9 protein-coding genes and 1 tRNA gene are annotated in these 13,579 nt (G+C 62.4%); 8 read left to right on the top strand and 2 right to left on the bottom strand.

Features of this window, described 5'->3' with window-relative positions; translation table 11 throughout:
* Positions 1-28 precede the first annotated feature (28 nt).
* The 3 genes from HEP69_RS20680 to HEP69_RS20670 all read left to right on the top strand — a co-directional run bounded on the left by HEP69_RS20680 (position 29) and on the right by HEP69_RS20670 (position 3,492).
* Positions 29-1,795: a DUF4153 domain-containing protein gene (locus HEP69_RS20680; RefSeq protein WP_290560408.1), complete on the top strand. Its 1,767-nt coding sequence runs from the start codon at positions 29-31 to the stop codon at positions 1,793-1,795.
* Positions 1,796-1,894: 99 nt separating this feature from the next.
* Positions 1,895-2,482: a heme NO-binding domain-containing protein gene (locus HEP69_RS20675; RefSeq protein ID WP_290560407.1), complete on the top strand. Its 588-nt coding sequence runs from the start codon at positions 1,895-1,897 to the stop codon at positions 2,480-2,482.
* Positions 2,479-3,492: a GGDEF domain-containing protein gene (locus HEP69_RS20670; protein WP_366111738.1), complete on the top strand. Its 1,014-nt coding sequence runs from the start codon at positions 2,479-2,481 to the stop codon at positions 3,490-3,492. Before HEP69_RS20675 ends, HEP69_RS20670 begins: the two co-directional genes overlap by 4 nt.
* Positions 3,493-4,195: 703 nt before the next feature.
* Here the strand turns inward: HEP69_RS20670 and HEP69_RS20665 are convergent.
* Together HEP69_RS20665 and HEP69_RS20660 are read right to left on the bottom strand one after the other, a co-directional pair.
* Positions 4,196-4,270, bottom strand: a tRNA-Gly gene (locus HEP69_RS20665).
* A gap of 193 nt (positions 4,271-4,463) precedes the next feature.
* Entirely contained in the window at positions 4,464-7,904 is a 3,441-nt protein-coding gene (locus tag HEP69_RS20660) for a pyruvate carboxylase (protein WP_290560405.1), read from the bottom strand.
* A gap of 252 nt (positions 7,905-8,156) precedes the next feature.
* On the opposite strand from HEP69_RS20660, the gene HEP69_RS20655 reads away from it, so the two are divergent.
* Genes HEP69_RS20655 through HEP69_RS20635 form a run of 5 tightly spaced genes read left to right on the top strand, consistent with a single transcriptional unit; the run spans position 8,157 to position 13,567 of the window.
* The gene (locus HEP69_RS20655) at positions 8,157-9,410 is read left to right on the top strand and encodes a sarcosine oxidase subunit beta family protein (protein WP_290560404.1); all 1,254 of its coding nucleotides are present in this window, start codon (positions 8,157-8,159) and stop codon (positions 9,408-9,410) included.
* Positions 9,411-9,468: 58 nt separating this feature from the next.
* Positions 9,469-9,735, top strand: a complete 267-nt coding sequence (locus HEP69_RS20650) for a sarcosine oxidase subunit delta (protein ID WP_290560403.1) — start codon at positions 9,469-9,471, stop codon at positions 9,733-9,735.
* Entirely contained in the window at positions 9,732-12,662 is a 2,931-nt protein-coding gene (locus HEP69_RS20645) for a sarcosine oxidase subunit alpha family protein (RefSeq protein WP_290560402.1), read from the top strand. The genes HEP69_RS20650 and HEP69_RS20645 overlap by 4 nt, the downstream gene beginning before the upstream one ends.
* Complete coding sequence (locus HEP69_RS20640; RefSeq protein ID WP_290560401.1) at positions 12,655-13,200, top strand: sarcosine oxidase subunit gamma; 546 nt, start codon at positions 12,655-12,657, stop codon at positions 13,198-13,200. The genes HEP69_RS20645 and HEP69_RS20640 overlap by 8 nt, the downstream gene beginning before the upstream one ends.
* A gap of 37 nt (positions 13,201-13,237) precedes the next feature.
* On the top strand, positions 13,238-13,567 hold the full coding sequence (locus HEP69_RS20635; protein ID WP_290560400.1) for a hypothetical protein: 330 nt from the start codon (positions 13,238-13,240) through the stop codon (positions 13,565-13,567).
* Positions 13,568-13,579: the final 12 nt, after the last annotated feature.

Here is a 13,579-nt window from a genome sequence, read left to right as displayed (position 1 = left end):
TTAGGATCAGGTCATCGGGGGCAGGGATATGCGGCAGATAGACAGCGATGCGGGGATCGGCGCGCGCCTCTTTCTGATTGCCTTTGGTGCGATCGGGGCCTTTTGCCTGTGGGCGCTGGCGGACAGTTGGGGCGCGCAGGTCATGGGTGCCCGGGTGTTTCTGGCACTTTTTTCGTTTTCAGCGGTGTTTTTCGGCGTGGCCCTGGCGCTGTCGGGCCCCTTGTCTGTTGGCCGGTCGCTGATTGGCGCGGTGATACTGGCGCTGCCTGTGACGGGGTTGATCAGTTGGGCGGGGTTTCGGTTCGCCGATGCCAGCCAGTTTCTGGATGATGGGATAGGCCTTGTCTTTGCGGGTGTGTTCGTGGTGCTGGCGACACCGTTTTTGTCGGTGCTGATGTCGGACAGGGCCCGGGTCATGGACTATGCCACGCTTTTTGACACAGCCTGGACGATCACGGTGCGTTATGCGGCCGGGTGGCTGTTTGTCGGGGTCTTCTGGAGTGTCGTGTTCCTGTCAAACGCGCTTTTGGAGCTGGTCGGTATCGATGTGATCGAGGTCCTTTTTGACGTCGATTGGGTGCGTTTCGCGCTGAGCGGTGCGATGCTGGGTTTGGGATTGGCCGTGGCGTTCGAGCTGCGCGAGGTCGTCTCGCCTCAGCTTCTGTTGCGGCTCCTGCGCCTGGTGTTGCCGGTCCTGCTGGTCGTTGTCTCGGTGTTTCTGGCGGTCCTGCCGTTCCGGGGGCTGTCGCAGCTTTTTGGCGATTTTTCGTCTGCGGCAACCCTGATGGGTGTGGCTATTGCGGCGATTTCGCTGATCAGCACCGCGCTTGACCGTGACGATACCCAAGGGGTCCACGCGCCGCTGATGCGTGCGGCGGCGCGGGCGCTGGCCTTTACGGTGCCGGTGCTTAGCGCGCTGGCGTTTTGGGCGGTGATGCTGCGGGTGGAACAATATGCCTGGACGCCTGAACGGGTATTGGCGGCGACCGTGGCGGGTCTGCTGTTGCTTTATGGCCTGACCTATGTCGTGGCGGCTTTGCGCGGGCCTGCCTGGCGTGAGGCGATCCGGCGTGGCAACGTGGTTATGGCGCTGATGTCGCTGGGGGCTGCGGCGCTGTGGCTCACGCCGCTGTTGCACGCGGAACGGATCTCGGCCCAGAGCCAGCTTGCCCGATTTGAGCAGGGTCTTGCAACCGCCGACCAGTTGCCCCTGTGGGAGATGCGGTCCGAATGGGGGCGCGCCGGACAGACGGCGCTGGCCCGGCTGGCCGGGCTGGACGATCCTGTCCTGACCGCGCGGCTGGCGGCGCTGGACACGGCGCAGACACGGTATGATTTTCAGCGCAGCGTTATCGGGCAGAGCGCACGGACGGACCTTGAGGCGCTGATCCCGCGGATCGGCGTCCGTCCGCAGGGCGCGGTGACGCTGTCGGCGGATCTCTTTGCCGATTTGCCCGACTATCGGATCACTCGCTGGTCTGACGGTTGCGCCCGCGAGGTGAATGACAGGCCGGGCTGTGTCTGGATCTCGGGCGCTTTCCTGCCCGGTATTGCGGCCACGGATCAGGCTGTGATCCTGTTTGATGCTGGCGGTCGGGTGGAAGCCAACCATGTCGTCATTCGCGGAGGGCGTATCGCCGAACGGGTGCGGGAGCTCTATGATCTGGGCTCGGGCAGTTGGGCGCAACTGCCGCCGGATGCGATTTCGCAGGTTCTTGAGGGTGCCTTTGAGGTTGTCCCCAGCGGTGTGTCCGCCCTGCAGCTTGAAAGCCTGCGTCTGGTTCCCGGAAACTGACGGCGCGCTGTCTCGCGGAAAAATATGTACATTCCTATCTGTTTCAGGATTTCTTGATCCTGAAGCGGCATAATGGTCTCTCAGAATACTGAGGTCGGAATGCACGGGCTGATCAATAAAGGGATCGAGCGGTTTGTGATTGACACCTACGGTCAGACGACCTGGCTTGAGGTGGCAGGTCAGGCACGTCTGGGGTTCACCGAGTTTGAAGCCATGCTGACCTATGAGCCGTGCCTGACCGATCGTATGCTGGCCACGATCGCTGAGCGGTTGAGACGGCCGCGCGAGGCGGTGCTGGAGGATTTTGGCACCTTCCTCGTGGCCAGCCCGTCGCTGCCCGCGATCCGGCGTCTGATGCGGTTCGGCGGTGTCACCTATCAGGATTTCCTTCATTCGCTGGATGAGTTGTCCGACCGTGTCCGCCTGGCGATGGACGATCTGATTTTGCCGCAGCTGACACTGATCGAGCAGGGCCAAGGACAGTTCCGGTTGAGGTGCAAGCCGGGTTTGGAAGGGTTCGGCCACGTAATGGTCGGTGTGCTGCGGGCAATGGCGGATGACTATGGCGCCTTGGCGGTGCTGGATCACCACGGATACGGCGAGCAAGGGGAGGAGATTGCAATCGCGATTGTTCAGGACCCGTTTTCCGAAGGCAAGACTTTTGAACTTGGAGTGAGATGCGCATGACGGCCCGAGAAGACTCCATGGACCTGATCTGTCCAATGCATGCCATTCTGGATACCGATGGGATTATCCGCCATGCCGGTCCCACATTGCAAAAGCTGCGTCCCGATACCGGGATGGTTGGGCGCCGCATTCTTGAGATGTTCGAGGTGACGCGGCCGCAGGGGATCGATTGTGCCGCAGGTCTGATGGCGATGCGGGGGCGCACGCTGCATCTGCGGTTTCGCGATGCGCCCCATACCGCGTTCAAGGCGGTTAGCGTGCCTGATCCGTCCGGCACCGGACTGTTGATCAACCTGTCTTTTGGGATTTCGATTGTCGAGGCGGTTCAGGATTATGCGCTGACACATGCGGATTTCGCGGCCACCGATCTGACCATTGAACTGCTCTATCTGGTAGAGGCGAAATCGGCCGCAATGGATGCCTCGCGCAGGCTCAACCAGCGTCTGAGGGGGGCCCGCGACATCGCAGAGGAACAGGCCGTGACCGATGCGCTGACGGGCCTCACGAACCGGCGCGGGCTGGAAGTCATGATGAAGCGGTTGATTGCCCGAAACGGCAGATTCGCATTGATGCAGGTGGATCTGGATTTCTTCAAGCAGGTGAATGACCGGCTGGGTCATGATGTCGGCGATCAGGTGTTGCGACGGGTCGGCCAGATCATGCGGGAGGAGACACGGGATCGCGACGTGGTCGCCCGGGTCGGAGGGGACGAGTTCGTGCTGATTATCGACAGCCCGGTCTCGGTCGTCGCGGTGGAGCAGATTGGGGCGCGGTTGATCAGCCGGTTGCGGGAACCGATGGCGTTTGACCGCGAGACGTCGCGCATCTCGTGCAGCATCGGCAGCGTGTTTTCATCCGATTATGATGCGCCTGAGATCGCGCAACTCTTTAAGGATGCCGATATTGCGCTTTACGCGTCCAAGAACGCCGGGCGCGGGCGACATGTTTTTCACCATCAGCTGAAGCCGGCCGGAACAGGCGTGCATGTGAAGGATCCGACAAACGTCTGACCGCTTAGGAAGGCTGGGCGTGGTGGCGGCCTTGCGCGGGCGATAATGACGGATGCCGCGGCAGCTCGGTTATCTGTCATCGCATCGCGGGGGTGGCGGGGGGCCGTGCGGCATATTGCAGATGGTGTCTGTCTCAGGCGCACTGGACTGGATGCCAGGACAGCGAGGGTCGACGCTTCACAAGACCTGGATTGGTGCCATGCCCATGAGCCAGGCGCCGGTCGGCGTTCTGGCCGCTCGGACGCTATGCCATTTGTTTATCGGGGGCGGCCGTCTCACAGGAGCCGCCGGTCTGCCCAAATCGGGGAACCTGCGTGGTCGGTGCCAGTTCGGGGTCACTGCAACGCGTGCCACGAGCCTCCCATCTGAGGCTTTTGCGTTGTCTGGCTAAAAGACCGGACTGGCAAACGGTCGGGTTAGCTGCCGCAGGACAGGGCCCGTCTTCCTGACGGTGGGCGGCTGGTCTTGATCTGGTGGGTCCGGCACGTGAGGTGAGAAAGCGGTATACAGATGGTGCCGGTTCTGATCAGGCTTGGTTGAGGGCGTGCGCCTGTCCTCTGCGGGAGTGTGAGGCGCCGAAGACACTGTCTGATCACCGGATGGCTGTGCTCGACACCCGGTTCCTGGGTGCCCAGGCTCAAAACGCACACAGGGCCGCCGAATGGCGACCCTGTTGTAAATTCCCCATCCTGTGGGATGAAAGTGGAGCGGGCGATGAGATTCGAACTCACGACCCTTACCTTGGCAAGGTAATGCTCTACCCCTGAGCTACGCCCGCGTCCTTGGGTGAGCTGTGAGATACTGGCCCGGGCGGTCTGCTTCAAGAGGAAAATGCGTCGGCGGACAAAAAAGTCGGTGCCCGCAACCGGAGCAGTTTCTGACACAGAAACTGGCCAGAAACTGACACAGTTTCTGCACCACCCCATGACCCGCGCAAGACCGGGCCGATGGCAGACGCACATCCTGGCAGGTTATTCGAACTCGACGAGCAAATCCTTTGCATCGATCTGACCGCCTGGCGTGACATGCAGTGCCTTGACGATTGCATCGCGCTCCGCATGGATGCCTGTCTCCATCTTCATCGCTTCGATTGTGAGCAGAAGATCGCCCTCCTTGACCTCTTTGCCTGCCTGTGCGGCCACCGTCGCCACCACGCCAGGCATCGGCGCGCCCACGTGGTTGGGGTTTCCGTCCTCGGCCTTGGGCCGCGCCACGGTGGTCGATTTCACCAGACGGTTTGGCACCCGGATCACACGAGGTTGGCCGTTTAGCTCAAAGAACACGCGGACCTCTCCGTTCTCGTCCGTCTCGCCAATCGCCTGACAGCGGATTTCCAGGGTCTTTCCGGGGTCGATCTCGGCGGTGATCTCTTCGCCGGATTGCATGCCATAGAAGAATGTCTTGGTCGGCAATGTGCGGACAGGCCCGTATTGGCGATGCCTACCCATGTAATCGAGAAACACCTTGGGATACATCAGATAGCCCGAGAGATCTTCGTCATCCACGGATTTTCCGCCCATCTGCGTCGAGACATCGGCGCGCGTCGCTTCGAGATCGACCGGCGACAGATGCTTGCCCGGGCGTTCGGTGTTGGGCGCCTCATCCTTGAGCACCTTTTGCAGAATCATCTGCGGAAACCCGCCCGGAGGCTGGCCCAGATTGCCCCGCATCATGTCGACCACGCTGTCGGGGAAGGCGACATCGGTGTCGGGGTCTTCGACCTCGGCCCGGCTCAGCCCCTGGCTGACCATCATCAGGGCCATATCGCCTACCACCTTGGAGGATGGGGTGACCTTCACGATATCGCCGAACATGCGGTTCACATCGGCATAGGTGTGGGCGACCTCATGCCAGCGCTCCTCCAGACCCAGCGAGCGGGCCTGTGCCTTGAGGTTGGTGAACTGGCCGCCGGGCATCTCGTGCAGGTACACCTCGGAGGAGGGCGCCTGTTGCCCGGTCTCGAATGCCGCATAGTGGGCGCGCACGGCCTCCCAGTAATCCGAGATTTCGCGGATCGCGCCCGTGTTCAGCCCGCTGTCGCGGTCGGTGTTCTTGAGCGCTTCGACCACCGTGCCCAAGGTCGCCTGCGAGGTGTTGCCCGAGAGCGCGTCCATCGCGCAATCCACCGCATCCACACCTGCCTCACTGGCCGCAAGGATCGTCGCACAAGCCACACCGGCCGTATCATGCGTGTGGAAATGGATGGGCAGGCCGACCTCTTCCTTCAGGGCTTTGATCAGAACGCGCGCGGCTGCCGGCTTGAGAAGGCCCGCCATATCCTTGAGGCCCAGGATATGGGCGCCCGCGTCACGCAGCTCCTTTGCCGTATCGACATAGTATCTGAGATCGTATTTGGACCTCTCAGGATCCATGATGTCGCCGGTATAGCAGACGGTGCCTTCGCAGATCTTGTTCTGGTCGATTACCGCATCCATCGCGACGCGCATGTTCTCGACCCAGTTGAGGCTGTCGAACACCCGGAACACGTCGATGCCGGTGGTGGCCGCGACCCGCACGAATTCCTGCACCACATTGTCGGGGTAATTGGTATAGCCGACGCCGTTGGATCCGCGCAGCAGCATCTGTGTCATCACGTTGGGCATCGCCTCGCGCAGATCGCGCAGACGTTGCCAGGGGCATTCCTGCAAGAACCGGTAGGCCACATCGAAGGTCGCGCCGCCCCAGCATTCGACCGAGAAGAGCTGCGGCAGGTTCGCGGCATAGGCAGGGGCGACGCGGATCATGTCAATCGAACGCATCCGGGTTGCCAGCAGGCTTTGGTGCCCGTCGCGCATGGTGGTGTCGGTGATCAGCAACTGGCGTTGTTTGCCCATCCAGTCGGCAACGGCCTGCGGGCCCTTTTGTTCCAGCAGGTTGCGCGTGCCCATCATCGGTTCGGCCCGCAAGGCGGGCGGTCTTGGATCTTTGAGATCGGCGGACGGACGCGGGCGGTCCTTGGTCTCGGGATGCCCGTTCACCGTGATATCGGCGATATAGGTCAGCACCTTTGTGCCGCGGTCGCGGCGCTTGTTGAACTGAAAGAGGGCCGGTGTCTCGTCGATAAACTTGGTCGTGTATTCATTCGACAGAAAGGTGGGATGTTTCAGCAGGTTCTCGACAAAGGCGATATTGGTGCTGACCCCGCGGATGCGGAATTCACGCAGGGCGCGGTCCATCCGGGCAATCGCCATTTCGGGCGTGGGCGCTTTGGCGGTGACCTTGGTCAGAAGCGAATCGTAATACCGCGTGATCACCCCGCCGGTATAGGCCGTGCCGCCATCCAGACGGATGCCCATGCCCGTGGCTTCGCGGTATGCGGTGATGCGACCGTAATCAGGGATGAAATTGTTTTGGGGGTCTTCGGTGGTGATCCGGGTTTGCAGCGCGTGGCCGGTCAGAACCACATCCTCCTGGGTGGGCTTGCCGGTGGCTTCGGCAATGGTCTTGCCCTCGGCGATCAGGATCTGGGCCTGCACGATGTCGATGCCCGTGACCTCTTCGGTGACGGTATGTTCGACCTGCACGCGCGGGTTCACCTCGATGAAATAGAACTGGTCTGTCTCCATATCCATCAGGAACTCGACCGTGCCCGCGCATTCGTAATTCACGTGTTTGCAGATTTTGTAGCCGAGCTCGCAAATCTCGGCGCGTTGCCGGTCAGAGAGGTAGGGCGCGGGCGCGCGTTCCACGACCTTTTGATTGCGCCGCTGGACCGAGCAGTCGCGCTCAAACAGGTGATACATGCCGCCATGTTTGTCGCCCAGGATCTGCACCTCCACGTGGCGCGCGCGCAGGATCATCTTTTCCAGATAGCCTTCGCCATTGCCGAATGCGGCCTCGGCCTCCCGGCGCCCTTCGAGGACCTTTTCCTCCAACTCCGCCTCGGCCTGGATCGGGCGCATGCCACGCCCGCCGCCGCCCCAGGAGGCCTTGAGCATCAGCGGATAACCGATCTTGCCCGCCTCCTTGCGGATCGCATCCATGTCGTCACCCAGCACCTCGGTGGCGGGGATCACAGGGACACCGGCTTCTATCGCGACTTTGCGTGCGCTGGCCTTGTCACCCAGCGCACGCATGGTGTCGGCTTTGGGTCCGATAAAGGTGATGCCGTTCTGGGTACAGGCATCCACGAAATCGGGATTTTCAGACAAGAGCCCGTATCCTGGATGGATGGCATCCGCACCGCATTGCTTGGCCACGCGGATCATCTCGTCGATCGACAGATAGGCCGCAACGGGTCCCATCCCCTCGCCGATGCGGTACGCTTCATCCGCCTTGAACCGATGCAGGCCCAGCTTGTCCTCTTCGGCAAAGATGGCCACGGTGCGTTTGCCCATCTCATTGGCGGCGCGCATGATGCGGATGGCGATTTCGCCGCGATTGGCGATCAGGATCTTGCGGAACTCGGTCATATGCGCCCTCTGGCTTGGCAGGTTCTGCGGATCATTATGAAGTTTCCGCCACGTCGTAAACAGGGGCAACTGGCAAGATCGCCGATGTTTGCGCAACCGGCCCGCAGGCTTGTGCCTATCCGGGCCTATCGGCAACAGGGTGCGTCGGTTCGGAGCATGTTTTTGTCGAAAAAGCGATTGGGCAGGGCCGGGCTGCCCTGATAGCAGTGGCCGGGTCGGGTAGGATCGTCCCGGCGGATCAAGGAGATGATCATGCGTTTTTCCGGCCTGCGCGTCCTCAAGGAGGGGCTTACCGGCAACAAGGGATGGGGCCCGCATTGGCGTGATCCCGAGCCGAAACCCGACTATGACATCGTGATCATCGGGGGTGGTGGGCACGGTCTGGCGACGGCCTATTACCTGGCCAAGGAGCACGGCCTGACCAATATCGCGGTGCTGGAAAAGGGTTACATCGGCGGCGGCAATGTAGGGCGCAACACCACCATCGTGCGGGCCAATTACACGATGCCGGGCAATTCCGAGTTCTACAGTCATTCCCTGAAATTGTGGGAAGGGCTGGAAGAAGATCTCAATTACAATGTGATGCATTCCCAGCGCGGGGTTATCAACCTCTTTCATTCCGATGGGCAGCGCGATTATGCGGCACGGCGTGCGAATGCGATAGTCAATCAGGGCGATGATGCACAGCTTCTGGACCGCGCGCGCGTGAAAAAGATGTTGCCTTATCTCGATTACGACAATGCGCGCTTTCCGATCTATGGCGGGCTTTACCATCCCCGCGGCGGTACGGCGCGCCATGACGCGGTGGCCTGGGGATTTGCGCGCGGTGCCGACCGGCGCGGGGTGGATCTGTTGCAGAATTGCGAGGTGACCGGGATCGACATCGAGGATGGCAAGGTTACCGGCGTGCAAACCTCACGCGGGCCGATCCGGGCCAGAAAGGTCGGGATCGTGGTCGCGGGCCGCTCGGGTCAGGTGGCGGCGATGGCCGGGATGCGTCTGCCGATCGAAAGCAATATCCTCCAGGCCTTTGTCACCGAAGGGCTCAAGCCCTGCATCGACCACGTCGTGACCTTCGGGATGGGGCACTTCTATATCAGCCAGTCTGACAAGGGCGGTCTGGTCTTTGGCGGCGATCTGGATTTCTACGCGTCATACGCGGCGCGCGGCAACCTGCCCATGGCCGAACATGTGATGGAAGCGGGCATCGCGCTGATGCCGATGATCGGCAAGGCGCGGGTGCTGCGGTCCTGGGGCGGCATCATGGACATGACGCCCGACGGCTCGCCCATTATCGACCGGACCGGGATTGAAGGGCTCTACCTGAATGGCGGCTGGTGTTACGGCGGATTTAAGGCGGTGCCCGGCTCGGGCCATGCCTTTGCCCATCTGATGGCGACGGAGCGCTATCACGAGAACGCCACCAAATTCCGCCTGGACCGGTTCCGGGACGGTTATGGGTTGATGGATGAAGAGGGCACAGGCTCTCAACACAACCTGCATTGAGGGTGGCTGCCGTGGGATGTCGTATTTTTAAGCAAGAAGAAGCAATGGAGCAGCGCCCATGAGGATCACCTGTCCGATTTGCGGTGAGCGGGACAGCCGCGAGTTCTCGTATCGGGGGGCGGATGTGGCCTTGCGCCGACCTTCACCCGATGCCTCGGAGGCCGCGTGGGACGATTACGTGCATCTGCGCGACAACCCGGCGGGTGTAACGCGCGATCTGTGGCATCACGCGGCGGGGTGTTCGGCCTGGGTGGTGGTGACGCGCAATACCGTGACCCATGAGGTGTTGGAGACCCAACTGGCAGCCGACGAGGTGCGCGCATGAGAGTTCTGGGCAAAGGGCTGATCGACCGCGCGACCCCTGTGGGGTTCACCTTTGACGGGGTGCGGTATGAGGGCTTTGAGGGCGACACGCTGGCCTCGGCCCTCTTGGCCAATGATGTGCGCCTTATGGGGCGGTCGTTCAAGTATCACCGCCCGCGCGGTGTGCTGACCGCAGGCAGTGAGGAGCCCAATGCGCTGGTCACCGTGGGCACGGGGCCCGCTCAGGATCCCAATATGCGCGCCACGGTGCAGGAGATCTATGAGGGGCTGGAGGCCCGCTCGCAGAACCGCTGGCCGTCGCTTGCCTTTGACGTGATGTCGGTCAACGATCTGGCGGCGCCGTTCCTGGGTGCGGGATTTTACTACAAGACCTTCATGTGGCCGCGCGCCTTTTGGGAAAAGCTTTATGAGCCGGTGATCCGCCGGGCCGCCGGTCTGGGCGCGCTGTCCGGCGACCCGGTGGAGGATCGGTACGAGCGGGCCTGGGCGTTCTGCGACCTTCTGGTGATCGGCGCGGGGCCAGCAGGCTTGATGGCGGCGCAGACGGCGGCGCGCGCGGGTCTCGATGTGATTCTGGCCGATGAGGATGCGCGCATGGGCGGGCGGCTTTTGGCCGAACGCCATGAGGTGGGCGGGACATCCGGCCCTGAGTGGGTCGCGTCCATGCTCGAGGACCTGGGTGGGATGCCCAATGTGCGCCTGATGACCCGGACCACCGTCACTGGGGCCTATGATCAGGGCACCTATGGGGCGCTTGAACGGGTCGGGCATCATTTGCCCCGTGCGGGCCATCGCCCGCTGGAGACGTTCTGGCGCATCGTCGCCAAGCGTGCGATCCTGGCGGCGGGCGCGCTGGAGCGTCCGGTGGCATTCGCCAACAACGACCGGCCCGGGATCATGACGGCGGGGGCCGTGCGCGCCTATCTCAATCGCTGGGGCGTGAGCCCGGGGCGGGCCGTGTCCGTCTTTGGCAACACTGACGATATCTACCGCACCGCGCGGGATCTCAAATCCGCGGGCGTGCATGTGGCCGCCGTGGTTGACGCGCGCGCCGACGCCGATGCGCCCATCGACGTGCCGGTCTATAAGGGGGCGGTCGTGTGCGACAGCGCGGGCGGCAAACATCTGGAGAGCATCACCATCCGGACGGCTGGGCGGGAGGAGAAGATCTCAACCGATTGTCTTGCGATGACGGGCGGCTGGAACCCGACGGTGCATTTGACCTGCCACATGAACGGGCGGCCCGCCTGGCGCGACGATATCCTGGCCTTTGTGCCGCGCCCCGACGCCATTCCGGGCATGGAGGTGGCAGGCGCCTGCAACGGAGCGATGTCGACCGCCGCCTGCCTGCGCGAAGGTGCCGAGGCCGCCGGAGGCATCGTCGCCGATCTTGGCAAGAGCGTCTCCGAGCTGGATCTGCCCGAGGCCGAGGATGATCCGTATCGTCCAGCGCCGCTCTGGCATGTGCCGGGCAAGGGGCGCGCCTGGCTCGATTTTCAGAACGATGTGACGGTCAAGGATGTCAGGCAGGCCGCGGTGGAGAACTTCCGCTCGGTCGAGCATATGAAGCGCTATACCACCCAAGGCATGGCGACTGATCAGGGCAAGAATTCCAATGTTGCCGCGCTGGCCGTGCTGGCCGATGCCACCGGTCGCGCGATCCCCGAGACCGGGACAACCACCTTTCGCCCGCCTTATGCACCGGTTGCGATGGCCGCGATGGGATCGGGGGCACAGGGCAAGGGGTTCGCGCCCGAACGCTTCACCACCTCTCACAAGGCCACGGTTGAACGCAAAGCACCGATGATCGAGGCAGGGCTCTGGTACAGGCCCAGCTATTTCCCACATCCCGGAGAGGACACATGGCGCCAGTCCTGCGACCGGGAGGTGGGTTATGTCCGTAATGCGGTGGGGATTTGCGATGTCTCGACCCTGGGAAAGGTCGATATTCAGGGCCCCGATGCGGCCAAGCTTCTGGATTTCGTCTATATCAACATGTTCTCGACACTGAAGGTCGGGCGCGTGCGCTATGGTCTGATGCTGCGCGAGGATGGCCATGTGATGGATGACGGCACCACCGCGCGGCTGGCCGAGCATCACTATGTGATGACCACCACAACTGCCGCGGCGGGCCAGGTGATGGCGCATCTGGATTTCGTGCATCAATGCCTGCACCCCGAATGGGACGTATCGTTCACGTCAGTGACCGAGCAATGGGCGCAGTTCGCCGTGGCAGGTCCGAAATCACGCGCGCTGTTGAACAACCTGCTGGATCTGCCGCTCGACGATGCGACCTGGCCGTTCATGGCCTGTGGCGAGATCTCCGTCGCGGGCATCAAGGGGCGGCTCTTTCGGATCTCCTTTTCGGGCGAGCACGCCTATGAGATCGCGGTGCCCGCACGGTATGGCGACAGCCTCTTCCGGTTGTTGGTGGCCCGGGCCGAAGGGATGGAGGGCGGCGCCTACGGGATGGAGGCGCTCAATGTGCTCCGGATCGAAAAAGGGTTCATCACCCATTCCGAAATCCATGGCCGGGTGACTGCCTTTGATATCGGGATGGAGCGGATGGTGTCGGCCAAGAAAGACTGCATCGGCAAGGTCATGGCCGCGCGGCCCGGTCTGATGGACCCCGAGCGCGAACGGCTGGTGGGGCTGAAACCCGCCGGTGCGACGAAACAGCTGACCACGGGCGCGCATCTTTTTGCCCAAGGGGCCGACCCGGTGCGCCTTAACGATCAGGGCTATATCACTTCGGTGGGCTTTTCGCCGAGCCTGGGCAGCATGCTGGCGCTGGGCTTTCTGAAGAACGGGCCGGACCGGTATGGTGAGACTGTGAAAATGGTCGATCACGTGCGGGGGATCGAAGCGCTCTGCGAAGTTGTGAACCCGGTCTTTTTTGACCCAGAAGGAGGGCGCGTCCGTGGTTGATTTGATTGCCAAGAGCCCCTGTGACGGGCTGTTGCCCAAGACTATGGACGGGATCAGCCTGACGGAGGTCGAGATGACGTCGATCACCTCGGTGGCGCCGTTCAAGGGGCGGGAAGGGGCCTTGTCCGAGGCGCTCAAGACCGCGCATGGCATGGCGTTTCCGGCCCCCAACCGGGCCACCGGCAAAGAAGGGGCACGCGCGGTCTGGTTTTCCCGCGGGCAGGCGGTGCTGATCGGGCCGGAACCGGATGTGGCGCTGGGCAGATTTGCCGCGCTCACCGATCAATCCGATGCTTGGTCGGTTGTGCGCCTTGACGGGGAAGGGGTCGAAGAGGTGCTCGCGCGGCTGGTGCCGATTGATCTGAGACCCCAGAGCTTTAAACGCGGACACACGGCACGCACGCAGCTGATGCATATGACGGCCTCGATCACCCGGGTCGGAGAGCGCGCGTTTCAGATCATGGTGTTTCGGTCGATGTCCGCCACACTCGTTCACGATCTCGAAACCGCCATGGAAGGTGTCGCTGCACGGGGGTAATGTGCGCCGCGTGTAACACGTGATTCCGGAGGATCCGATGCGGCTCACCCTGACTGTTTTGGCCCTGACCCTGATACCCTTGGCGGTGCAGGCCGATGAAATTGCCCCCGAAGCCTGCGAGATTACCGCAGGTATCGTGGCCGAGGCGCAAGCGCTGCGTGTGGATGGCGATACCGAGCGGCGTGCGACCCGCAAGCTGAACCGAGCGCATGCCGAGCTGGGCGCCAGTTACACCGAGCAGGTGATCCCGCTTTTGACCAATTACGTCTATATGCAGCCCGAAGCCGCGCTGGATCAGGATCTGGCGGCGTTCTGGAAGCAGACCTGTCTGACAACAGACCTGTCGTCGGTTTTGCCCGGCGACTAATCCTGCTAGGTT

The sequence above is a fragment of the Aestuariivita sp. genome (assembly GCF_021404545.1).
GTDB lineage: Bacteria > Pseudomonadota > Alphaproteobacteria > Rhodobacterales > Rhodobacteraceae > Aestuariivita.
This window is presented reverse-complemented; position numbering and strand designations above follow the sequence as displayed.